The following is a 22,835-nucleotide window of genomic DNA, read 5'->3' as shown; positions in this document are numbered from 1 at the left end:
GAAACAGGAACAGTGTTTTAATAAAATTGGAGGAGGAAAAGAAAGAGTCATGATAAAATGGAGATGGAAGATGGTCCTGGCGGCGGTTCTGGCTGCTATGGTTTTTACAGGGTGCGGAACGGAAACCGGGAGCCGGACCGGAAAACAAATGGAAACAGAGGCCGGCGGAACAGGGAACACGGGAGAGTCCGGTCAGGTAGTGGTGGTAATGGGAGTCAGTTCAGAGCCTGAGGCGGGATTTGATCCGGCATATGGCTGGGGAGCAGGAGAGCATGTTCATGAGCCTTTGATCCAGAGCACGCTTACGGTTACCGGCACGGATATGAAGATCGGTTATGATCTGGCAACGGATTTAAAGGTCAGCAGCGACGGCCTGACGTGGACGGTAAAGATCCGGGATGATGTTTCCTTTACAGATGGAGAGAAGCTGACTGCGGAAGATGTTGCATTTACTTATAATACATTAAGGGATACCAGTTCCGTCAATGATTTCACCATGCTGGACCGGGCGGAGACAGCGGATGCCTCTACCGTAGTGTTCCATATGAAGCGGCCCTATTCCATCTGGCCCTACACCATGGCGAATGTAGGGATCGTGCCGGAACATGCTTATGGAGCCGGTTACGGGGAACATCCCATCGGATCCGGCAGATATATATTGAAGCAATGGGACCGGGGACAGCAGGTGATCCTGGAGGCTAATCCGGACTATTATGGAGAAGCGCCAAAGATGAAAAAGGTCACCGTACTCTTTATGGAAGAGGATGCGGCTTTGGCAGCGGTACAGTCGGGACAGGCAGACTTAGCTTATACGGCTGCTTCCTATTCCGATTTAACCGTACCCGGTTATGGGCTTCTGGACTGTAAAACCGTGGATAACCGCGGGTTTAACCTTCCGGCCGTACCATCCGGAGCTGTTTCGGAAGAAGGGATTCCTCTGGGCAATGATTTTACCAGTGACGTAAGGGTGAGAAGGGCCATTAACATCGGGATCAACCGGGAGGAAATGATCGATCATGTACTGAATGGCTACGGAAGCCCGGCCTACAGCGTTTGCGATAAAATGCCGTGGTATGAACCTTCTGCGAAGACAGAGTATGACCCGGAGGGTGCCGAAGCTCTTCTCGATGAAGCAGGCTGGGTGAAAGGAAGCGGCGGGATCCGGGAAAAAGACGGAAAACGGGCCGAGCTCCATTTCCTTTATCCGGCCGGTGATTCCGTAAGACAGGCACTTGCAGCGGACACCGTAAATCAGCTTAAGAAGATCGGAATTGACGGGCAGATAGAAGGGGTCAGCTGGGATACTGCCTATGACCGGGCCCAGTCACAGCCTTTGATCTGGGGCTGGGGGACACAGACTCCCATGGAGCTTTATAATATTTACCATTCAGTGAAAGAAACCGGGCTCGCTGCCTATTCCCCTTATGCCAATCCAAAGGCAGACCAGTACATGGATGAAGCCCTGGCGCAAAATGATCTGGAAAAATCCTATGAGCTGTGGAAAAAGGCCCAGTGGGATGGGGAAACCGGCATTACCCAGAACGGGGATATTCCCTGGATCTGGCTTGTGAATATCGATCATTTGTACTGGGTAAGGGACGGGCTTAAGGTTGCGGAACAGAAGCTTCATCCCCATGGGCATGGCTGGTCAATTGTCAATAATGTGGATCAGTGGAGTTGGGATTAATGGAAAGGTTTCTGTTTCTGCTTAAAAATTTTATCCGCATGGCTGTCCTGCTTTTTCTGGTAAGCGCTGCCGCATTTTTTCTGGTATCCGTTTCCCCCATTGATCCGTTAAAAGCCAATGTAGGCCAGGCAGCCCTGGGTTCCATGAGCCAGGAGCAGATTGCAAAGCTTTCGGAATACTGGGGGGCCTCTGCACCGCCGGTAAAACGTTTCTTTTCCTGGGCCGGTGATTTCCTCCGGGGGGATATGGGGACTTCTCTTTTATACCGCCAGCCGGTTTCCCATGTGATTGGAGTGAAGCTCACAAATTCCCTGTGGCTGATGGCGGTTTCGTGGGTGATTTCAGGAATTGCCGGTTTTGTCCTCGGGATCCTTGCAGGCGCTGACCGGGAGAGCGGGTTTAACAAGGCGGTTTCGGCTTATGCCCTGATCACGGCAAGCACTCCGGCTTTTTGGCTGGCACTGATGCTTTTGATGGTTTTTGCAGTTTGGCTGAAAGTGCTTCCCATTGGATTAAGCGTTCCCATTGGCATGGAAGCGGCAGAAGTTACTTTAAAAGACCGGATCCTGCATGGGATCCTGCCTGCCCTGACCCTTTCCATAACAGGAGTATCCGGCATGATCCTTCACACAAGGGAGAAAATGACAGAGGTCATGGAAAGCGACTATGTGCTTTTTGCCAGGGCAAGAGGAGAAACAAAAAGCCAGATCGTCATCCGGCACGGAATCCGCAATTGTCTGCTGCCTGCCCTGACGCTTCAATTTGCATCAGTCAGTGAAATATTTGGAGGTTCGGTTCTTGTGGAGCAGGTGTTTTCCTATCCGGGACTTGGACAGGCGGCTGTGACGGCCGGACTTGGCGGTGACGTTCCCCTGCTTCTGGGGATTACCGTCATCAGCGCAGCCATTGTATTCGCAGGTAATTTCACGGCGAATATCCTTTACGGCGTTGTGGACCCAAGAATACGCAGAGGGAGGGAACGTGCATGAAACAATGGAATGGTCGAAAGACTATGATAGGTCTTCTGGTATTTTCCGTTGTCTTTCTGGCAGCGATGACCATTGCCGGACAGCTTCACAGGGAAGAAGCCCTGGCTGCTGATTTTTCCAGAAAGAACCTGCCGCCTTGTTTTTCCTATCCTTTTGGCACGGACTGGATGGGCCGGGATATGTTCGCCCGGACCGTGACCGGTCTTTCCATGAGCATCCGGATCGGCCTGTTGACCGCGGGGGTCAGCGCAGGTATGGCCTTTCTTCTGGGACTCTTTGCGGCGACCATGGGGAAGGCGGCAGATGGATTTGTGTCCGGTCTCACTGATCTGGTTATGGGAATTCCCCACATCCTTTTACTGGTTCTCATATCCTTTGCACTGGGAAAAGGCTTTCGGGGTGTAGTGGTGGGGATTTCCATGACTCACTGGACTTCTTTGGCGCGGGTCATCCGGGGGGAAGTCCTGCAGCTGAAAGAGAGCCAGTACATAAAGATTGCAGAAAAGCTTGGCCACGGGCGGTTTCAAATAGCCATAAAGCATATGACGCCCCACATAATCCCCCAGCTTTTTGTGGGTCTGGTGCTGTTGTTTCCCCATGCCATCCTTCATGAGGCCAGCATTACGTTTCTGGGCTTCGGACTTTCTCCGGAGCAGCCCGCCATCGGTGTGATCCTGTCGGAAAGCATGAAATATCTGGCCATGGGAAGATGGTGGCTGGCATTGTTTCCCGGGCTGTTTCTGGTAGTTGTTGTTTTGCTGTTTCATTTTACGGGAAATATCATAGGCCGGCTCATGGACCCTGGCTTTGCACATCAGTAGGAGGGATCGGAATGGAAGAGAAAAAAACGGTTCTGTCAATCAGACATTTGTCGGTATCATTTACCCAGTATGAACGGGGCTTTCATCAGACAATCCTTCCCGCCATCAAAGACTTAAGCTTAAATGTGGAGGAAGGGGAGCTGGTAGCCGTAGTAGGTTCCAGCGGCTCGGGAAAGAGCCTGCTGGCACATGCGGTCATGGGGATCCTGCCCTATAATGCGGCATGGACCGGAGAAATTTCCTATTATGGGGAACTGCTTACGGAAAAAAGGATGAAACAGCTGCGGGGAAAGGAAATCGTTCTGGTACCTCAGAGCGTTTCCTATCTGGATCCGTTGATGAAGGCAGGGCCTCAGATCCGGAAAGGGAAAAAGGATGCAGAAAGCAGGAAAAAGAGCCAGGAAGTGCTGAAACGCTATGGCCTTGATGAGTCCGCGGAAAAGCTGTATCCCTTTGAGCTGTCCGGAGGAATGACCAGAAGGATACTGATTTCCACTGCGGTCATGGAGCGGCCCGGTCTGGTGATAGCAGATGAGCCGACGCCGGGATTGCACATTGATATTGCGAAGCGGGTATTGTCCCATTTCCGGGAAATCGCGGATGAAGGGGCCGGAGTGCTTCTCATCACCCATGATCTGGAACTGGCTCTTGAAATTGCGGACCGGATTGTGGTATTCTATGCCGGAACTAACGTGGAGGAAGCGGCTGCCTCTGATTTTAAAAAAGAAGAGGATCTCCGCCATCCTTATTCAAGAGCGCTCTACCGGGCTATGCCGGAGCATGGGTTTCTGGCGGCAGCAGGGAGTCAGCCTTATGCAAAGGACCGGTCTTCCGGCTGTCCCTATGCACCCAGGTGTGAAAAGTCGGAGGAGCAGTGCCGGAAAGAGATAGAGTACCGCAGCTTTCGCGGAGGAATGGTGCGGTGCATAAAGGCGGGTGAGAAATAAGGTGAGACTGGAAGCAATCGACTTATCATTTCGGTATGAGAATGGAAACAGGCAGATATTAAATCATTTCAGCATGTACCTGGATAACAGCGAACGCCTTGGGCTCTCTGCTCCCAGCGGTTTTGGGAAGACCACCTGCTGTAAGATCCTGGCGGGATATGAAAAGCCGGACAGCGGGGAAGTGCTTCTTGACGGGAAACCACTTTCTTCCTATCACGGGTACTGCCCGGTTCAGATGATCTGGCAGCATCCGGAGGCCTCTGTAAACCCCAGGCTTCGGCTGAAAGAAGTCTTAAAAGAGGGTGACAGAGTGGAAAAACGGGTGATAGAAGGACTGGGCATTGAGCCGGACTGGCTGAACCGGTATCCTTCCGAGGTTTCCGGAGGTGAGCTGCAGAGGTTCTGCATTGCCAGGGCTTTGGGAGCGGGAACCAGGTTTCTGCTTGCAGATGAGATCAGCACCATGCTGGATTTGATCACCCAGAGCCAGATCTGGAATTTCCTCGTGGAGGAAGCAAAGAAGCGTGGCATCGGTATGATGGTGGTAAGCCATTCCGAAGGACTTTTAAACCGCGTGTGTACAAGAAGGGTCCGGCTGGACGGGAAACAGTAAGAGGAAGGGGTGGAGATTGTGGATATAAGAAATATGCTGAGCCTGGTTAAATCCGGTGAAATGGAGATCGAAAAGGCGGAACAGCTGTTAAAGGATCTTCCCTATGAAGATCTGGGCTATGCGAAACTGGACCATCACCGGGCACTTCGCTCCGGATTTGGAGAGACGGTTTTCTGCCAGGGAAAGCCGGATCCGTATCTGGTGGAAATATATAAAAAGTTCCATGAAAGAGACGGTGAAGTGCTGGGGACCAGAGCTTCAGGGGAGCAGTTTGAATTGGTAAAGGGTGTTGTGCCGGAGGTTCAATATGACCCCATATCCAGGATTTTAAAGGTGGAGCGGCCCGGAAAAGAGAAAAAGGGCTGTGTTGCGGTATGCACCGGAGGAACGGCCGATATTCCGGCCGCGGAGGAGGCGGCCCAGACAGCAGAATTTTTCGGCTGTTATGTGGACCGGATCTTTGATGTGGGGGTGGCCGGCATTCACCGGCTTTTATCCCAGAGGGACCGGATCGGCAAGGCCAACTGCATCATCGCAGTGGCCGGCATGGAAGGCGCTTTGGGCACCGTGATCGCGGGACTGGCGGAATGTCCGGTCATTGCGGTTCCTACCTCAGTGGGTTACGGAGCCAGCTTTCATGGGCTGTCCGCCCTTCTTACGATGTTAAATTCCTGTGCGAATGGGATTTCCGTTGTTAACATTGACAACGGCTATGGGGCAGGGTATCTGGCAACACAAATCAATCGATTGGCGGTAAGATAAAATGGGAAAAATACTGTATCTGGAGTGTAATTCAGGAATCAGCGGAGATATGACGGTAGGAGCCCTTCTGGATCTGGGGGCGGATAAGGAGGTACTCACAAGGGCCCTTGACAGCCTGGGGGTTGACGGTTATCATCTCCACTTTGGAAGAACCAGAAAATGCGGGCTGGATGCTTATGATTTTAACGTACATCTGGAAGAAGAAGTACATGAGCATGATAACAGCCATGACAACGGCCACGGCCATGTTCACAGCCATGATCACAGCCACGGCCATGATCACGGCCATATTCATCGCGGTCTTTCTGATATTTATGCCATCATTGACAGGCTGGATTCCAACGGCCGGGTGAAAAAGATGGCGAAACGGATGTTTGAGATTGTGGCAGAAGCCGAGTCAAAGGCACATGGCATTCCGGTGGAAGAGGTCCATTTTCATGAGGTGGGAGCCATTGATTCCATCGTGGATATCATAAGCGCTGCGGTCTGTGTGGACAATCTTGGGCTTCACGAAATCGTGGTATCCCCTCTGGCGGAAGGATCCGGCAGCGTCCGATGCCGGCATGGAGTCATTCCGGTGCCGGTACCGGCCACGGTAAACATAGCATCAGCCTATGGATTGAAGCTTAAGCTTACGGAAAATGAGGGGGAGATGGTGACTCCCACCGGAGCGGCCATAGCAGCAGCCCTCCGCACCAGGGAAGGCCTTCCAGCTTCATGCCGGATATTAAAGACAGGAATCGGAGCCGGGAAAAAAGACTTTAAGCAGGCCAATGTACTGCGGGCGATGATCCTGGAAGAAACGGAGGAATCAGGAGAGCAGATGTGGGTTTTGGAAGCCAACATCGACGACTGCAGCGGAGAAGCACTGGGGTTTGCCATGGAGTCCTTATTGGAGGCAGGAGCCGCCGATGTATGGGATACGCCTGTTTATATGAAAAAGAACCGGCCGGCCTATATGCTTGCCCTGATCTGCCGGGAAGAGGATGTAAGCAGGATGGAAGATATCCTGTTCCTTCAGACCACCACCATAGGAGTGAGAAGATATCCGGTTACCAGAACCATTCTAAGCCGGGAGAAAAAGAAAATCGGAACGGATTTCGGAGAGGCGGAGGTAAAGGTCTGTGCTCATAAAGACAGAGTGTTCTTTTATCCGGAATTTGAAAGTGTCAGAAGGCTGTGCATGCAGAACGGGCTGGATTACCAGACCGTATACTGTAAAATAAGGGAAGAGGCTGAAAAATCATGGAAGAAAAGATGAATATTGCAAAAACGCAGCTGGAACAGGTGATGGCGGAGTATGCCAAAGAGGATATCTGTCTGGCTTTTTCCGGGGGAGTGGATTCCAGCCTGCTGTTGAAAACAGCAGCAAATGCGGCAGAAAAGACGGGAAAAAAGGTTTATGCGGTAACCTTTGACAGCCGCCTTCATCCGTCCTGTGATCTGGAGATTGCGGCCAGAGTTGCAAAGGAACTGGGAGGAATCCACAAGGTGATCTCCGTCAATGAACTGGAACAGGAAGAAATCCGCCTTAATCCTGTAAACCGGTGCTATCTTTGCAAGAAGAAGCTTTTCCAGTCTCTTAAAAGTTTTGCGGCGGAAATGAACATCCGTACCATTATGGATGGCACCAATGAGGATGACCACCATGTTTACCGGCCGGGAATCAAAGCCTTAAAAGAACTTGGGATCATAAGCCCTCTGGCAGAACTGCACATAACGAAAGCCCAGGTGAAGGAGCTGGCCGCGTGGTATGGAATCTCTGTGGCTTTCAGGCCTTCCGCACCATGTATGGCAACCCGGCTCCCTTATAATACGGAGATCGACTATGAGGTCCTTGGACGCATCGGGCAAGGGGAGGAGTATATAAAATCCCTGGTGAAGGGAAATGTGCGCTTAAGGCTTCATAAGGACATCGTCCGGATCGAAGTGGACCGGGAGGCTATGGGGACATTGCTTGAAAAGAGCAGGGAAATTACTTCCTTTTTAAAGGAATTGGGATTTTCCTACATCACCATGGATTTGGAGGGGTTCCGGTCCGGCAGTATGGACGCGGGGATAGAACTCGTTTCCTGATCTGTTTGTTACAAAAGCGCGGCGGTCTGCCGCGCTTTTTTTCTGCATTTTTTTAATAAGCTGCATCCATTTCCTGGTGCTGGAATAATTAATTTCATAAGCTGTCGTTTTAAGTTTTGTAAAATCGCTTCCGGGAGTTTATGGCATTTAATGATACCATGAAATTATAATTTATTGTATAAATTAGTAGAAATTACCAAATTTCACAAAATAACGAAATAATTTCTATTGTTTGCTTAATTCTAGCCGATATATTTCATAAATAAATAGTTAAAGGCGGGAGTATGAAAAGTTCAAAATTAAAAAAGGTAATAATAGGTTTCCTGGCAGTTCTGGTTATTATTTTTATAGCCGGGTATTTTTTAATCGCCAATGCATTAAAGGGTGAAAAAATCCAGGTGATGGATTTTGATCAGGAGTTAAATTTAAAAAAACCGGTACAGGTAAAAACAGACCCGGCCATTCTGTTTTTAGGAAACAGCATGACGTATGTTAACGATCTTCCGACAGTATTTATGTATTTAAGCCAGAGCGGAGGATTCGTTCCGGATGTGTATGAACTCACAGAAGGCTCTTACCGTCTTGAATATTTTGCAGATGAGACGGATGAAATGGGGGCGCAGGTGTACGATGCACTGAAAAATTACAATTGGGATTATGTGATTTTGCAGGAGCAGAGCGGTATCGCTGCAATGGGGGCGGAAGAATCCATGTACCCTGCCGCAAGGACGCTTGACAGCATGATCCGGAACGCAAAGGGGGAATCTGTTTTTCTCATGACGTGGGCTTATAAAGAAGGATACTCATTCAATCTGTTAGGTCTGGAATTAAAGAACACAAGAGAAGAAATGCAAACACAAATGGCACAGAATTATATGAGCATTGCCAATGAACTGGATGCCATGCTGGCACCGGCAGGAATCGCGTTCATGCGGTGTACGGACAGCTATCCGGAAATTGAGCTTTGGGATGAAGATATGAATCATCCATCGCCTGCGGGCACTTATCTTACCGCATGTGTTTTGTATAAGGTTTTATATGATCAGTCACCGGAGGGGCTCGGTTATCTTGCCGGTTTAGATGCGCAGACGGCAGCGAAGATTCAATTAGTTGCAGCAGGTATCAAATAACTCAGTTATTTGATATATTAAAATTTTTGGAGGAAATATGCATGAAGAAATGGAAGGTAACAATTGACGGCAGTACACATGAGATTGCCTATAAACCAGGTGTCTTAAAGAGGCGTAAGGTCGTAGATGGTGTTTCTACTCCTGTTAAAAACACGAGCTGGTTCATCCAGTTATTTGATGAGCCGATTGAGCTGGAAGGAAAAACACTGCATCTTACGGCAATCGGTTCAAAAGTGGATCTGGCGGTTGATGATGTTTATTTAAATTCAAAAAAGCCATATGTTCCGCTTAGCAGCATGCCGGGCTGGGCCCATGGGTTTGCCATAGCGTTAATCATCAGTGGCTGGTTCTTAAGCGGAGCGTTTGGGATCCTGGCTGGTTTATTTGGAGGAATGTTTATTATTATGAAATCCATATCTCCGAAAAGCAAGAACCCATTGGCGGTCTGTACGGCTGTCTTAGTTCTTTGCATTGTCATTCAGGTTTTGATAGCTCTTATTGGTCTCGCTGTAATTTTATAAACATACATAAAATACGAAAAATTGTTAAAGGTAAAAAGCATTCTGTTGTTTTGCAGAATGCTTTTTACCTTTTTATTTTCGCCGGGTTCCGTAATATTCTGCCAGTATATCCAGATAGGCTTTGGCGTATTTGGGGAGATAGCGGTTTTTCTGGTAGGCGGCTATGAGGGTGTTTTCAATTTTTTCTTTCCCGACGGAAAGACAGACCGAGGCCTTGGGTTCCCGGGTTTTTAAATAGTGGTAATAGCTTTCCGGGGCAAAGGCTGCCCCCAGGCCTTCCATGGCCAGCCGGATGGACATTTCGCTGTTTCGGGTGTGGAGAAGGACATTTGGTTCCATCCCGTAATCTTCAAAGAGCTTCAGGGCAAGCCCGCCTGTATTCTGGTCCGGAAAGAGAAGGATAAAAGGTTCCTGGTGAAGCAGGCTTAAATCGATCCATGGATATTGAAACCCCTGTTTCCGAACAGCTTTTTTTACCAGAGGGTTTGTGGCGGATAAGACCAGTATGATTTCTTCCTTTCCGATGATCTGGTAGTCTAAATCGTTTGGAAACTCGTGGACGTTGTAAATGGTTAAGTCTACGGTATGGTCGGTCAGGGTGTGTTCGGCTACAAAATTGACTTCCTCCATCATGTTGACTGTGACATGGGGGTACAGCCGGTGGAATTTCATTAAAGTCGGGCCGATCAGGCTGTTTCCCAGCATAATGGGGATGGCAATGTTTAGGCGGCCATGGTTCCGGTGCATAATATCATCGAATTCCATGTCCCATTCCATGCCGTATTCCACGATCTTTTCTGCATAATGGATGTAGCGCTCTCCGATGTAAGTGGGAAAGTACCCGCTTCCGATCCGGTCAAAAAGGCGGGTCCCGAGCTGCTGCTCTAAGTTTTTTAAATATTTGCTTAAGGATGGCTGGGAGATAAACAGAGTCTCTGCTGCTTTGCTGATGTTCCCCAGTCTGGCAATGGCCAGGATGTATCTTGCTTCTTTCAGTTCCATAAGTGATTCCTCCTTTGGCATCGGGAATGGTGTCTTACTATAGCTTTACTGCATAAAAAATATAGATTATATGTATTTGACGTACAGTATATCATAAATTATAATAAAAGTACAGAGATAAATTAATAATACTTATAAATAACTATAAGAGAAAACAATGAATGACGTGAAGAAAGCATGGAGAGGTCGAGATGAAGAAGAGTAGTGCATTTGTATTGATCGTGCCGGGACTTGTGATTCTGGCAGTGTGTCTGTTCCTTCCGCTTTTGAAGGTACTGGTCCCGTCTTTTCATACCGGGGACTATCCATTCAGCGCTTATGTTGAATTTTTCCGGGACGGGTATTACTGGAAGATTTTTGTGAGAACGGTTAAGGTTGCATTCCTTACCACGGCTTTCTGCATGGCCGCAGGGGTTCCGACCGCGTATTTTATCAGCCGGTGCAGGAAAAAATGGAGAGGGATTTTGCTGTCTGTTTCCATTTTCCCTATGATGACCAATTCTGTGATCCGGAGCTTTGCCTGGATCAATATTTTAGGAAGCAATGGTATCATCAATAAATTCCTTATGGCAGCCGGATTTGCGGAAAAACCTGTGAAGCTGCTGTATACGGATTTTGCCATCATCATCGGTTCTGTGTATCTGTTTCTTCCTCTGATGATTGTCACTGTGGCCGGTGTCATGGAAAATATCGGCGATGATATGATGGAGGCGGCAATGAGCCTGGGAGCAGACCGGTTCAAGGCTTTTATGAAGGTGATCTTTCCTATGAGCCTGCCGGGAATTATTGTTGGAGGCATTCTGGTGTTTACCGGAACTCTGACTGCTTATACCACGCCCCAGCTTCTGGGAGGCAATAAAAATATGGTCCTGTCCACCTTTATTTACCAGAGGGCCATGAGTGTGGGGGATTGGGATGGAGCCGCTGTTATTTCCCTGATCATGATCGTTGTGACCCTGGCTGTCATCAAAGGCTTTAATGCCCTGGCGGCCCGACTGGACAGAAGAGGAGGAAGCCATGCGTAAGAATAAAATGCTGACCGCTTTTGCCGTGCTGGTATTTGCGTTTTTGATCCTGCCGCTTATCATTATTACTGTGACCGCTTTTGGAAAGGGAAGTGCCATCACGTTTCCCATTGATTCCTTTTCTTTTCAATGGTTTGCCAATGTGTTTGCATTAAAATCCTTCCGGATCTCATTTTTAACCAGTCTGGAAATCGCAATGCTTGCGACCGTGATCGCTCTCATTGTGGGAATTCCGGCCGCTTATGCTTTGGCCAGGTCCGGTATGAAGGGAAATGGGATTTTAAAATCCGTATTTCTTTCTCCGACGATCGTGCCTGGAATTGTGATTGGTTTCGTTCTCTATCAGTTCCTGGTGCTGACCTTAAGGATTCCGGTGTTTATCGGGCTTTTGGCCGGACATTTTATGGTTACCCTGCCTTATGTGATCCGGGTGGTGGGTTCCAGCCTGGACCAGTTTGATTTTTCGGTGGAAGAAGCAGCCTGGAGTCTGGGATGCGGAAAGGCAGGAGCTTTCTTCCGGGTGGTGCTTCCCAATATCACATCGGGAATCTCCGCTGCGTTTATGCTTGCATTTATCAACTCCCTTAATAATATTCCGGTTTCCATGTTTCTCTCGGGCCCCGGCGTATCCACGTTTCCGGCGACCCTGATGAATTACATCGAATATAATTATGACCCTACCGTATCGGCTGTTTCCGTGCTGCTGATGGCCGTGACGGTCTTTATCATGGTAATTGTTGATAAAACGTTGGGAATTGCCGCTTTGGCGAAATAGGAGGAAAGAACCATGGCATTTATGACACTGCAGGATATTGATGTCCGTTATGATAAGAAAAAACAGATTTTAAAGGGACTTAACCTGGAGGTACAGGAAGGGGAGCTGGTTTCTCTTTTGGGACCCAGCGGCTGCGGAAAAACCACGACGCTGCGGGTGGCCGCCGGGCTGATCGAGGCTCAAAACGGAGTATTTACGCTGGATGGAGCAGATTTAACGAAGGTTCCGGTCCACAGGAGAAATTTTGGGATCGTATTTCAAAGCTATGCCCTGTTTCCCCATTTAAGCGTCTATGACAATGTGGCTTTTGGGCTTAAGATGAGAAAGCTCCATAAGTCGGAGATCGGTAAAAAGGTAAATCAGATCCTGGAAATCTGCGGCCTTACGGAGTTTGCCGGACGTTTTCCCCAGCAGATGTCCGGAGGGCAGAGACAGCGGGTGGCTCTGGCGAGGGCGCTGGTGATCGAGCCGAAGCTTTTGCTGCTTGATGAACCTCTCAGCAACTTAGATGCCAAGCTGCGCATCAATATGCGCATGGAAATCAAGAGAATCCAGAAAAAGCTTGGCATAACCACCTTGTTTGTCACCCATGACCAGGAGGAATGCTTCTCCATATCGGATAAGGTGGCGGTCATGAATCAGGGTGTGATCGAACAGTTCGATTCGCCCGAAAATATTTATCGCAGGCCGGAAACCGAATTTGTGGCCAGATTCATCGGGTTTGAAAATTTTCTTCCTTTGAACAGGCAGGGAGATGTATATAAAACGGAGACCGGCGCAGTATTTAACGTAGAGACTGCACACAGGGAGGATGCCTGTATCGGTACCATACGGCCGGAAGATATCCGGGTGGCAGAAGAGGGGCAGAATAAAAATATCCTGGAAGGAACGGTAGGGGTCCGGACATTTCTCGGAAAAAGCTACCAGTATGAAGTCCTTACGGCGGCAGGGAAATTCCTGGTAAACAGGCCAGCGGAGGAGACTTATGAGGAAGGCAGCTTGATCCGTCTTTATCTGCCGGAACAGAAGCTGATTCTTGTGGATTAAAGGGGAAACAAAGGTAACAACGGCTGACCAGGCCGGTCAATTATAAAAAAAGAGAGGATTACGATTATGAAAAGAGTATTGGCATTATCCCTTTGTGCGGCCATTGTATTGACAGGCTGCGGCAGTGCCGGTTCTGCAGGAGAAAGTAGGAGCGGCAAGGAAGAGAAGAAACTGGTGTTATCTACTTATGGTTTAAGCGAAGACATTTCCGAGGAGGAAGTGTACAAGCCCTTTGAGGATCAGTTTAACTGCAAGATCGTCACGGAGACCGGAAGCACCAATGAGCGCTATACAAAGCTTTCTGCGAATACGGAAAGCACCATTGACGTGATCGAGCTTTCCCAGTCCATGACAGCAAAAGGAATCGAAGAAGGCCTGTTTGAGCCCCTGGATTTAAGCAAGATCGAGAACAGCCAGTATTTGATCACAACAGCCAAGACCATGGCAGATGCCGGACAGGGGGTTGCCTACACCATCAACAGCATCGGCATCATGTATGATCCGGAGGCTGTTGGATTTGAAATCAAGAGCTTTGACGATTTATGGAAGGCAGAGCTTAAAGGAAGCATTGCCATTCCGGTTATTACAACCACCTTCGGACCTGCCATGGTTTATATGGCAAGCGATTATAAGGGCGTGGATGTAACAAGCGATAACGGGAAAGCCGCATTTGAGGCTCTGGAAGAATTAAAGCCGAACCTTGTAAAGACCTATGCAAAGTCTTCCGACTTAATCAATATGTTTACTTCCGGTGAGATCAAAGCAGCCATTGTAGGTGACTTCGGCGTTCCGACCATCAAAGAGGCAAACCCGGACCTTAAGTATGTAACTCCGGATGTGACTTATGCTAACTTTAATACCATCAGCATTACCAAAAACTGCAAGGACAAGGAGTTAGCTTACGCATACATCAATTACCGTTTAAGCAAGGAACTTCAGGGGAAAACCAGCAAGGCTTTAAATGAAGCACCTACCAATAATCAGGTTGAGATCGCGGAAGAAAATGCGGTAAATATGACTTACGGAGCCGCAGCGGAAAATGCAAAGGTCCTTGATTATTCCTTTGTCAATCCCATCTTAAGCGACTGGATCGATCAATGGAATCGGATTATCAACAGCTAAGGAACGGGGACAAAATGAAGGTTGACTTATTAATTCGAAATGGGTGGGTCTACCGGACATACAGGCAGTGTTTTGAAAAAGCGGACATTGCGGTTGCAGGGGAAAGGTTTTATGACATTTCCCCTTCCTCATATTATGAGGCAGACCTTGTGGTGGACGGTACAGGAAAATATATCATACCGGGGCTGATCGATATTCATATGCACATCGAAAGCTCCATGACATATCCGGAAGAATTTTCCAGGGCGGTTCTGCCGTGGGGAGTCACCTGCGTCGTGGCGGATCCCCATGAGATCGCCAATGTTTTCGGCTTGGAAGGGATCAAAAGCTTTATGGATCAGGAGACGGAACTGGACATTTATTACGGAATCCCGTCCAGCGTTCCGTCCACCAGTACCAGTCTTGAAACCTCCGGCGGGCAGATCGGGGAAGAGGAGGTTCGGGAACTCTTAAAGGATGACCGGTTTCTCTGTCTGGGTGAAGTGATGAATGACTTAGACCTGGTTTCCGGGGATGATACCCTGATCAGGCGCATCGTCAGGCTGTGTCAGGATGCAGGGCGCCAGCTGAGGATCGAGGGGCATTGTCCTGCCCTGTCCGGAGAACAGCTGGCAGGCTTTATCCGGGCAGGAGTTGATGCGGACCATACCCAGCAGTCACGGTTATCGGTTCTGGAAAAAACAGATATGGGAATGTTTTTGGAGCTGCAGGCCAAATCCCTGACTCCTGATGTGGTGGAAACGGTGGTATCCCACGATCTTTATGAAAATGTGGCTCTTGTAACAGATGATACCATGCCGGACCATCTGGTAAAAGGTCATTTGAATCAGATCGTCCGCCTTGCGGTGGAGCAGGGAATGCCGGCAGAAAAAGCCATTTACTGTGCGACCTTAACGCCTGCCCGCAGAATGGGGCTTCATGACCGGGGGATGATCGCGCCGGGAAAACGGGCGGATTTCGTTATCCTTGATGATCTGATAAGCTTTCGCCCTGCCTCAGTTTACAAAAACGGCAGGCGTTATGAAGAAAAAAAGGATTCTCCCAGGGCTGCTTTCCCGGATCATTTTTACCAGTCCGTGAAATGCCGGCTGGCTCTGGCCTCTGACTTTAAACTGAACCGGTGCGGGATATCCGAAGGAATGGCAACCGTAAATGTAATGCAGATTCAAAGCTTTGGAACAAGGGTGAAGCATGTGAAAAGGGAAATTCCGGTCCGGAACCGGTGCATTTGCTGGCAGGAGGCGGGACTTTGTCTGGCAGCCGTATTTGAGCGTCATGGAAAAACCGGCGGTGTTTCCTACGGGCTTGTGGAAAATGCCTTAAAGTCTCCCGGCGCGGTGGCAACCACCTGGAGTCATGACAGCCACAACCTGCTGGTGCTTGGAAATTCTGTGGAAGATATGGTGCTTGTCCAGAATCAGGTGGTTCATATGCAGGGCGGATATGTGACGGCCGGAAACGGCAGGGTGACAGCTTCGGCGGCTCTTCCCGTGGGCGGGATTCTGTCGGATGGAAGCCTTTTAAAGCTTTCGGAAGAACTGGCTGAAGTAAGGGAAGAAATTGAGGCCATGGGGTATGTAAACAATAATGTCATCATGTCCATTTCCACCTTAACACTCCTGGTTTCCCCGGAATTAAAGCTCAGCGACAAAGGGCTGTTTGATGTGAAGACGAAACAGAGCGTTCCGCTGGCAGAAAAATATGAGCGTTAAAAAGGGAAATACCCTGCGGTATCCCTTTACACCCGATAAAGCGGGGCGGGCGGGCCCTGCCCAAAAAGCGTGGGCAATAATAAGGAAACACCCTTCGGGTATCCCTTTACACCCGATAAAGCGTGGCGGGCCCTGCCCAAAAAGCATGGGCAATAATAAGGAAACACCCTTCGGGTATCCCTTTATGCCCAAAGAACGTGGGCAATAATAAGGAAAAGGTTGATCAGTGTGAGAACGATAATTATAAATGTAACAGTGGTAACAATGAATGAAAAGCGGGAAATCTATAATCCCGGTTTTGTGATGTTTGAAAACGATACCATCACAGGCGCAGGAGTCATGAGCGATTTGCCGGAAGAGGCCAGGCAAAAGGATACAAAACTGGTGGACGGGAAGAATGGCATCCTTATGCCGGGAATGGTGAATCTGCATACTCATATGGGGATGGTTCCGTTCCGTGGGCTTGGAGATGACTGCAGGGACCGGCTCCGGGTATTTTTGCTCCCCATGGAACAGAAAACCATGGATGAAGAGCTGGTTTATCTGTCCACCCGCTATGCTGCAGGGGAAATGCTGCTTGGCGGTGTCACTTCGGTCCTTGATATGTATTACTTTGAGGAAGAGGCCGCTAAGGCGATGGATGAGATGGGGATGAGGGGGATTGCAGGCCAGACGGTCATGGAAGAAGGAGCCTGTGATTTTACGGACCCATATAAAGCCTTGGCCTACGGCGAAAGACTGATAAAAAAATATCAATCTCATCCCCGTATCTCAGCCTGCATAGCACCTCACGGGACCAGTACCTGTTCGAAAGAGGTACTGAAAGAAGCTTACCGCCTTAATGCGTCCTTAGGGGTCCCGTTTACCCTACATACGGCGGAAATGGATTATGAAATGGATTATTTCCGGGATGAATACGGCATGACCCCGGTGCAGTACTTAGACAGCATCGGCGTTCTGGGGAGAGAGACTCTGGCCGTTCACTGCATTCACATGACAGAAGAAGACTTACAGCTTTTAAAGGACCGCAGGGCAAAAGTGGCCCACTGTATCGGCTCCAATACGAAGGCGGCAAAGGGCGTGGCTCCGGTAAGCGCCATGCTGCATCTGGGAGTTCCTGTGGGGCTTGGCACGGATGGCCCGGCAAGCGGCAACACTCTGGATATTTTTACGCAAATGAAACTTTGTTCTGATTTTCATAAAAATGAGACCAGGGACAGGAGCGCATTTCCCGCAGAAAGGGTCGTGGCAATGGCTACGGTTATGGGAGCAGAAGCCCTGGGCCTGGGTCCTGTTACCGGTTCTCTGGTACCGGGAAAGCAGGCTGATCTGGTTCTGGTTGAGACACGCTCAGTCAACATGTTTCCGGTTTATGACCCCTATTCCGCCCTGGTTTACAGCGCCAATCCTTCCAATGTAGAAGAAGTGTATGTGGCAGGAGAATGCCTGGTGAGAAATAAAAAACTATTAAAGGCGGACATGGTAAAAATCAGGGAGGCACTTTTGGAAAAGATGAAGAAGACCGATTTTGCCGCCCACATGATGTGAAACATTTTATAGGAAATTTTTTATCTATATGAAAAAAGGTTTATAATGCTTCAAATCTGGAAAAAATTTATAGAGAGAAAAATCTGCTTCATGATCATAATATTGTGTATAAGAAGGTTATCATCAAAATAAGTTCAGATTAACAAAGAACCATCATTGTGGTTTAAGTATGCCAGCCGGAAAAAGTTATACAGACAAAACGGAAGCAATTGACAACTATATTTCCCTGTGGTAAACTGTAGCAGTATGAATATACGCCGGTACCCAGTATTTTGGATACTCCAGCCGATACCTGGTATGAGGTGAGATTAAAAGACTAAAGGAGGAAATCAACATGATTTCAAAGGAAAAGAAAGCAGCTATTATTTCTGAATATGGTAGAAAAGCCGGCGACACAGGTTCACCGGAAGTACAGATCGCAATTCTGTCAGAGAGAATCACAGAATTAACCGATCATCTTCAGAAGAACCCCAAAGATCATCATTCCAGAAGAGGACTTCTGATGATGGTTGGCCAGAGAAGAGGCCTTCTTGATTACTTAAAGAAGACAGACCTGGAAGGCTATCGTTCCTTAATCGAGAAGTTAGGAATCAGAAAATAATAAACCATTTAGGGTGGAGAACTTCTCCACCCTATCTGTCTATTAAGAAAAGAATGTTAAAAGTAGAAGCATTCCCCGAGACCGCTGATGTGCGCGTAATAAGCAGAGCCAAAAGATTGGGATGCGGGCAGGATATGCTCGCATATCCTGCCCGCATCCCAATCTTTTGGCGAGCAACCGCGAACGAGGGACGTCAGTCCCGAGTTTGCGGCTGCAGATTCTGCCTCCGGCAGAATCTGCTTATTCCCTTGCGGGCAACACAATCAAACTCATTACTTACGCGTAGATCAGTAGTTTCGGCATCTTCTACTATTAATATAAATCAATTATTTAGTAAAAGGAGATACCACTATGTACAAGAGTTTTAGCATGGAACTGGCTGGCAGAACATTAACCGTTGATGTCGGCAGAGTAGCAAAGCAGGCGAACGGCGCTGCATTTATGCATTATGGAGATACCGTAGTATTAGCGACCGCAACTGCATCCGACAAGCCAAGGGATGGAATCGACTTCTTCCCCCTGAGCGTAGAATATGAAGAAAAATTATACGCTGTAGGAAAAATCCCGGGCGGCTTCAACAAAAGAGAAGGAAAGGCATCCGAGAACGCCATTTTAACTTCCCGTGTCATCGACCGTCCCATGAGGCCCCTGTTTCCAAAAGATTACCGCAACGACGTAACATTAGACAACATCGTCATGTCCGTAGACCAGGACTGCAGCCCGGAGCTGACTGCCATGTTAGGTTCCGCCATCGCAACCTGTATTTCCGATATCCCGTTTGACGGCCCCTGCGCTTCCACCCAGGTAGGTCTTGTAGACGGGGAATTAGTCATTAACCCGACCCAGGCCCAGAAGCGGGTATCAGGCCTGGCCCTTACGGTTGCTTCCACAAGAGAAAAAGTCATCATGATCGAGGCCGGAGCCAATGAAGTTCCGGAAGATAAGATGATCGAAGCTATTTTCAAGGCTCACGAGGTAAACCAGGAGATCATCAAATTCATTGACACCATTGTAGCAGAATGCGGAAAGCCGAAGCATGAATACACCAGCTGTGCAGTACCGGAAGAGTTATTTGCAGCAATCAGGGAAATCGTCACCCCGGAAGAGATGGAAGTTGCCGTATTTACCGATGAGAAGCAGGTAAGAGAGGAAAACATCCGAAGGATCACCGAGAAGCTGGAAGAAGCTTTTGCAGAAAAAGAAGAATGGCTGTCCGTATTGGGAGAAGCCATTTACCAGTACCAGAAAAAGACCGTCCGCAAGATGATCTTAAAAGACCACAAGCGTCCGGATGGCCGTGCCATGGATCAGATCCGTCCTCTGGCAGCAGAGATCGATATGCTTCCGAGAGTGCATGGTTCCGCCATGTTCACCCGCGGACAGACTCAGATCTTAAATATCTGTACGTTAGCTCCGTTATCGGAAAGCCAGAGACTGGACGGCATTGATGATATGGAAACTTCCAAGAGATATATGCACCACTATAATTTCCCGTCCTTCTCCGTAGGCGAGACAAAGCCTTCCAGAGGACCGGGACGCCGTGAGATCGGCCATGGTGCACTGGCAGAGAGAGCATTGGTTCCGGTTCTTCCATCAGAGGAAGAATTCCCATATGCGATCCGTACCGTATCCGAGACCATGGAATCCAACGGATCCACTTCTCAGGCAAGCATCTGTTCCTCTTCCATGTCCTTAATGGCAGCAGGTGTTCCGATTAAATCAGCCGTTGCAGGCATTTCCTGCGGTCTGGTGACCGGAGATACAGATAGCGATTATATTGTCCTGACCGATATCCAGGGACTGGAGGATTTCTTCGGCGATATGGACTTTAAGGTTGGCGGCACCCACAAGGGAATCACTGCGATCCAGATGGATATCAAGATCCATGGCCTTACAAGACCGATCATCGAAGAGGCCATCCGCAGGACCAGAGAGGCCAGACTTTACATTCTTGATGAGGTTATGGCAAAGGCCATTGCAGAGCCGCGTAAGGAAGTAGGCAAGTATGCTCCTAAGATCGATCAGATTTCCATCGATCCTCAGAAGATCGGTGATGTGGTTGGAAAGCAGGGCAAGGTGATTAACAAGATCATCGAAGAGACCGGTGTTAAGATCGATATTTCCGATGACGGCAATGTATCCGTATGCGGGACGGACCGGGTAATGATTGACCGTGCGGTCCAGATCATCAAAAGCATCGTAACCGAAATCGAAGCAGGCCAGATCTTCACAGGTAAGGTTGTAAGGATCATGAATTTTGGAGCTTTCGTTGAACTGGCTCCCAATAAGGATGGTATGATTCATATTTCCAAGCTGTCTGATAAGAGAGTGGCAAAGGTTGAGGATGTAGTAAACATCGGCGATGAAGTAACCGTTAAGGTAATTGAAGTCGACAAGATGGGCAGGATCAATTTGAGCATGAAGCCCGGCGATCTTGCAGCAAAATCTGAGGAAGCCAAAGAAGAAACAAAAGAATCATAATAAAACGGCTATGCCGTGCAGCAGACAGCAGACAGATCAGCATCTCTCTGCTGTCTGTTTTTGTATAAAAAAGCGGAAAGGCGGAGAAATATGAAATATATTTATTATAATGGCACTTTCTATGTCAAAAAATGCATGGATGTCAAAGCCATGGGCGTGGAAAACGGAAGAATTGCAGTGATCGGAGATCTGGAAGACGTAGAAAAATGGGCAGAAGGAACGGAGAATGTCCGGTGTGATGTGAACGGCTGCTTTGTGGTTCCGGGATTTATCGATTCCCACATGCATTTGTTGGGATATGGTTACGGATTGAGGGTTGCAGATCTGGCATCGTGCACCACCTCCATGTCCGGCATGCTGGAAGGGCTATTGAAATATAAAGCGGAACATGAGGGGGAAAACGGAAGCTGGATCGTGGGAAGAGGCTGGAACCACGATTTTTTCCAGGATGAAAAACGTTTCCCCAACCGCTATGATCTGGACAGGGTCTCTGCAGACCGGCCTGTTATCATTTACCGGGCCTGCGGCCATATTGCCAGTGTCAATTCGGCAGCGCTTCAGGCAGCAGGGATAACCGGTAAGACTGCCCAGCCGGAAGGGGGATGCTTTGATCTGGATGAAAAAGGGGAGCCGACCGGAGTGCTTCGGGAATATGGGATCAATCTGGTCAGCCGGGTAATTCCTGCGCCGGATAAAGAAGAGATCAGGACCTGTATCCTTCAGGCCATGAAAAAATTAAATGCATATGGGATCACATCGGTTCAGAGCGATGATCTGGCGGCTTTTCCGGGAATTTTCTATGAAGTAGTATTAAAAACTTACCGTGAACTTGAAGCGGAAGGCCTTATGACGGTAAAGGTATATGAACAATGCCTGCTTTCCGATATGGATGCGCTTAAGAGTTTTATTGCCAGTGGGTACCGGACTGGAAAAGGGGGGCGTTTTTTCACCATCGGCCCTTTAAAGATCATTTCCGACGGTTCCCTGGGTGCAAGGACTGCTTTTTTAAGTCAGCCCTATGCCGATGATCCTGAAAAACCGGATGGCTGTGGAATTTCGATCTACAGCCAGTCAGAGCTTGATGAAAGAATCGGATATGCTTCTGAACACGGGATGCAGGTAGCGGTCCATGCCATAGGAGACCGCGCTATGGAGATGGCGGCGGACGCCATGGAAAAGGCCATGGCAGGCCACACAGAAAACAAACTGCGCCACGGAATCGTCCATTGCCAGATCACCACGGAAAAGCTGCTTGAAAAGTTTCGGAAACTGAAGCTCCATGCTTACATCCAGTCGGTTTTTCTGGATCATGACAATCATGTCGTTGAAAAAAGGGTCGGGAAGGAACGGGCATTTTATACCTATCAGTTCAAAACCCTTCTGAATATGGGGGTTTCTGTTTCCAATGGTTCGGACGCACCGGTGGAGCGTCCCAGTGTGCTGGCCGGAATCCAGTGCGCGGTGACAAGAACGACTCTGGATGGTACAAAAACCTTTCTGCCTGATCAGGCTCTTACCGTGGAGGAAGCACTGGAAACCTATACACTCATGGGGGCAAGAGCCAGCTTTGAGGAAGAAGAAAAAGGGATGCTGATCCCCGGAATGGCGGCTGATTTTACCGTTCTGGCGGAAGATTTAAGAAGCTGTGCCCCGGAGAGGATAAAAGACGTTGCAGTTTGCGGGACCTTTGTAAATGGTACCTGTGTATTTGACAGGAGCAGCAAAACCTGATTTTATGTAAAAGTGTATTGCTTTAAGAAAAGACCGGATAAATGGAAAATCTACATGGAACTATAGTAAAAATGATACTCCGGGACCGGATTGAAAATATTGTTGACAAATGAAACATTAGCACGTATAATGGTCTAAGTCAAAGCCGTAAGTTTCTGATTTACGATGAAATATGTTTCATTAAAAGGGAGTAGTTTCAATGCACTGTCAACATCCTGACTGTCGATGGCAGTCTGGCGGTGCAT

General features: G+C 48.6%; 20 protein-coding genes. 19 read left to right on the top strand and 1 reads right to left on the bottom strand.

Going from position 1 to position 22,835, the window contains the following annotated elements; all coding sequences use genetic code 11:
- The first annotated feature begins 49 nt into the window (after window positions 1-49).
- The 10 genes from BQ9856_RS00715 (at window position 50) to BQ9856_RS00670 (ending at window position 9,546) form a co-directional block, all read left to right on the top strand.
- Window positions 50-1,687, top strand: coding sequence for an ABC transporter substrate-binding protein (locus BQ9856_RS00715; RefSeq protein ID WP_077609283.1), 1,638 nt, complete (start codon window positions 50-52; stop codon window positions 1,685-1,687).
- Window positions 1,687-2,676, top strand: a complete 990-nt coding sequence (locus BQ9856_RS00710; protein WP_077609282.1) for an ABC transporter permease — start codon at window positions 1,687-1,689, stop codon at window positions 2,674-2,676. Before BQ9856_RS00715 ends, BQ9856_RS00710 begins: the two co-directional genes overlap by 1 nt.
- Window positions 2,673-3,497, top strand: coding sequence for an ABC transporter permease (locus tag BQ9856_RS00705; protein ID WP_077609281.1), 825 nt, complete (start codon window positions 2,673-2,675; stop codon window positions 3,495-3,497). The genes BQ9856_RS00710 and BQ9856_RS00705 overlap by 4 nt, the downstream gene beginning before the upstream one ends.
- A gap of 11 nt (window positions 3,498-3,508) precedes the next feature.
- Window positions 3,509-4,444, top strand: coding sequence for an ABC transporter ATP-binding protein (locus tag BQ9856_RS00700; RefSeq protein ID WP_077609280.1), 936 nt, complete (start codon window positions 3,509-3,511; stop codon window positions 4,442-4,444).
- A 1-nt stretch (window position 4,445) separates the two neighbouring features.
- Window positions 4,446-5,057 carry an ABC transporter ATP-binding protein gene (locus BQ9856_RS00695; protein WP_077609978.1) on the top strand — a complete coding sequence of 204 codons (612 nt, stop codon included), beginning with the start codon at window positions 4,446-4,448 and terminating at the stop codon, window positions 5,055-5,057.
- Window positions 5,058-5,075: 18 nt separating this feature from the next.
- A complete protein-coding gene (larB, locus tag BQ9856_RS00690; protein ID WP_077609977.1) occupies window positions 5,076-5,819 on the top strand; it encodes a nickel pincer cofactor biosynthesis protein LarB in 744 nt (247 codons plus the stop codon).
- A 1-nt stretch (window position 5,820) separates the two neighbouring features.
- A complete protein-coding gene (gene larC, locus BQ9856_RS00685) occupies window positions 5,821-7,080 on the top strand; it encodes a nickel pincer cofactor biosynthesis protein LarC (RefSeq protein ID WP_077609279.1) in 1,260 nt (419 codons plus the stop codon).
- Complete coding sequence (gene larE, locus BQ9856_RS00680) at window positions 7,065-7,895, top strand: ATP-dependent sacrificial sulfur transferase LarE (protein WP_139348623.1); 831 nt, start codon at window positions 7,065-7,067, stop codon at window positions 7,893-7,895. Before larC ends, larE begins: the two co-directional genes overlap by 16 nt.
- 284 nt (window positions 7,896-8,179) lie before the next feature.
- Window positions 8,180-9,025: an SGNH/GDSL hydrolase family protein gene (locus tag BQ9856_RS00675; RefSeq protein WP_077609278.1), complete on the top strand. Its 846-nt coding sequence runs from the start codon at window positions 8,180-8,182 to the stop codon at window positions 9,023-9,025.
- A 41-nt stretch (window positions 9,026-9,066) separates the two neighbouring features.
- The gene (locus tag BQ9856_RS00670; protein ID WP_077609277.1) at window positions 9,067-9,546 is read left to right on the top strand and encodes a hypothetical protein; all 480 of its coding nucleotides are present in this window, start codon (window positions 9,067-9,069) and stop codon (window positions 9,544-9,546) included.
- A 72-nt stretch (window positions 9,547-9,618) separates the two neighbouring features.
- On the opposite strand, the gene BQ9856_RS00665 is transcribed toward BQ9856_RS00670, so the two are convergent.
- The gene (locus BQ9856_RS00665; protein WP_077609276.1) at window positions 9,619-10,548 is read right to left on the bottom strand and encodes a LysR family transcriptional regulator; all 930 of its coding nucleotides are present in this window, start codon (window positions 10,546-10,548) and stop codon (window positions 9,619-9,621) included.
- A 191-nt stretch (window positions 10,549-10,739) separates the two neighbouring features.
- On the opposite strand from BQ9856_RS00665, the gene BQ9856_RS00660 reads away from it, so the two are divergent.
- The 9 genes from BQ9856_RS00660 to BQ9856_RS00615 all read left to right on the top strand — a co-directional run bounded on the left by BQ9856_RS00660 (window position 10,740) and on the right by BQ9856_RS00615 (window position 22,590).
- Window positions 10,740-11,573 (top strand): ABC transporter permease, encoded by an 834-nt coding sequence (locus BQ9856_RS00660; RefSeq protein ID WP_077609275.1) that lies wholly within the window; start codon window positions 10,740-10,742, stop codon window positions 11,571-11,573.
- Window positions 11,566-12,348: an ABC transporter permease gene (locus BQ9856_RS00655; RefSeq protein ID WP_077609274.1), complete on the top strand. Its 783-nt coding sequence runs from the start codon at window positions 11,566-11,568 to the stop codon at window positions 12,346-12,348. The genes BQ9856_RS00660 and BQ9856_RS00655 overlap by 8 nt, the downstream gene beginning before the upstream one ends.
- A 12-nt stretch (window positions 12,349-12,360) precedes the next feature.
- Window positions 12,361-13,395, top strand: a complete 1,035-nt coding sequence (locus BQ9856_RS00650; RefSeq protein WP_077609273.1) for an ABC transporter ATP-binding protein — start codon at window positions 12,361-12,363, stop codon at window positions 13,393-13,395.
- Window positions 13,396-13,461: 66 nt separating this feature from the next.
- The gene (locus BQ9856_RS00645) at window positions 13,462-14,517 is read left to right on the top strand and encodes an ABC transporter substrate-binding protein (RefSeq protein WP_077609272.1); all 1,056 of its coding nucleotides are present in this window, start codon (window positions 13,462-13,464) and stop codon (window positions 14,515-14,517) included.
- Between the two features lie 14 nt (window positions 14,518-14,531).
- Window positions 14,532-16,229 carry an adenine deaminase C-terminal domain-containing protein gene (locus BQ9856_RS00640; protein WP_077609271.1) on the top strand — a complete coding sequence of 566 codons (1,698 nt, stop codon included), beginning with the start codon at window positions 14,532-14,534 and terminating at the stop codon, window positions 16,227-16,229.
- A gap of 228 nt (window positions 16,230-16,457) precedes the next feature.
- Window positions 16,458-17,777, top strand: coding sequence for an amidohydrolase (locus BQ9856_RS00630; protein WP_077609269.1), 1,320 nt, complete (start codon window positions 16,458-16,460; stop codon window positions 17,775-17,777).
- Window positions 17,778-18,111: 334 nt separating this feature from the next.
- Window positions 18,112-18,378, top strand: coding sequence for a 30S ribosomal protein S15 (gene rpsO, locus BQ9856_RS00625; protein ID WP_077609268.1), 267 nt, complete (start codon window positions 18,112-18,114; stop codon window positions 18,376-18,378).
- A 351-nt stretch (window positions 18,379-18,729) separates the two neighbouring features.
- Entirely contained in the window at window positions 18,730-20,859 is a 2,130-nt protein-coding gene (locus tag BQ9856_RS00620; RefSeq protein ID WP_077609267.1) for a polyribonucleotide nucleotidyltransferase, read from the top strand.
- Window positions 20,860-20,949: 90 nt separating this feature from the next.
- Complete coding sequence (locus BQ9856_RS00615; protein ID WP_077609266.1) at window positions 20,950-22,590, top strand: amidohydrolase; 1,641 nt, start codon at window positions 20,950-20,952, stop codon at window positions 22,588-22,590.
- Window positions 22,591-22,835 lie beyond the last annotated feature (245 nt).

Source organism: Clostridium sp. Marseille-P2415, assembly GCF_900155545.1.
Taxonomy (GTDB): domain Bacteria; phylum Bacillota; class Clostridia; order Lachnospirales; family Lachnospiraceae; genus Lacrimispora.
This window is presented reverse-complemented; position numbering and strand designations above follow the sequence as displayed.

What these genes read in the sequence shown, in the direction of transcription:
- BQ9856_RS00705 (WP_077609281.1), top strand. Translation starts at nt 2,673, where the DNA reads ATGAAACAATGGAATGGTCGAAAGACTATGATAGGTCTTCTGGTATTT.
- BQ9856_RS00700 (WP_077609280.1), top strand. Translation starts at nt 3,509, where the DNA reads ATGGAAGAGAAAAAAACGGTTCTGTCAATCAGACATTTGTCGGTATCA.
- rpsO (WP_077609268.1), top strand. Translation starts at nt 18,112, where the DNA reads ATGATTTCAAAGGAAAAGAAAGCAGCTATTATTTCTGAATATGGTAGA.
- BQ9856_RS00650 (WP_077609273.1), top strand. Translation starts at nt 12,361, where the DNA reads ATGGCATTTATGACACTGCAGGATATTGATGTCCGTTATGATAAGAAA.
- BQ9856_RS00645 (WP_077609272.1), top strand. Translation starts at nt 13,462, where the DNA reads ATGAAAAGAGTATTGGCATTATCCCTTTGTGCGGCCATTGTATTGACA.
- BQ9856_RS00655 (WP_077609274.1), top strand. Translation starts at nt 11,566, where the DNA reads ATGCGTAAGAATAAAATGCTGACCGCTTTTGCCGTGCTGGTATTTGCG.
- BQ9856_RS00660 (WP_077609275.1), top strand. Translation starts at nt 10,740, where the DNA reads ATGAAGAAGAGTAGTGCATTTGTATTGATCGTGCCGGGACTTGTGATT.
- BQ9856_RS00640 (WP_077609271.1), top strand. Translation starts at nt 14,532, where the DNA reads ATGAAGGTTGACTTATTAATTCGAAATGGGTGGGTCTACCGGACATAC.
- BQ9856_RS00615 (WP_077609266.1), top strand. Translation starts at nt 20,950, where the DNA reads ATGAAATATATTTATTATAATGGCACTTTCTATGTCAAAAAATGCATG.
- BQ9856_RS00715 (WP_077609283.1), top strand. Translation starts at nt 50, where the DNA reads ATGATAAAATGGAGATGGAAGATGGTCCTGGCGGCGGTTCTGGCTGCT.
- BQ9856_RS00670 (WP_077609277.1), top strand. Translation starts at nt 9,067, where the DNA reads ATGAAGAAATGGAAGGTAACAATTGACGGCAGTACACATGAGATTGCC.
- BQ9856_RS00675 (WP_077609278.1), top strand. Translation starts at nt 8,180, where the DNA reads ATGAAAAGTTCAAAATTAAAAAAGGTAATAATAGGTTTCCTGGCAGTT.
- BQ9856_RS00665 (WP_077609276.1), bottom strand. Translation starts at nt 10,548, where the DNA reads ATGGAACTGAAAGAAGCAAGATACATCCTGGCCATTGCCAGACTGGGG.
- BQ9856_RS00620 (WP_077609267.1), top strand. Translation starts at nt 18,730, where the DNA reads ATGTACAAGAGTTTTAGCATGGAACTGGCTGGCAGAACATTAACCGTT.
- larE (WP_139348623.1), top strand. Translation starts at nt 7,065, where the DNA reads ATGGAAGAAAAGATGAATATTGCAAAAACGCAGCTGGAACAGGTGATG.
- larC (WP_077609279.1), top strand. Translation starts at nt 5,821, where the DNA reads ATGGGAAAAATACTGTATCTGGAGTGTAATTCAGGAATCAGCGGAGAT.
- BQ9856_RS00710 (WP_077609282.1), top strand. Translation starts at nt 1,687, where the DNA reads ATGGAAAGGTTTCTGTTTCTGCTTAAAAATTTTATCCGCATGGCTGTC.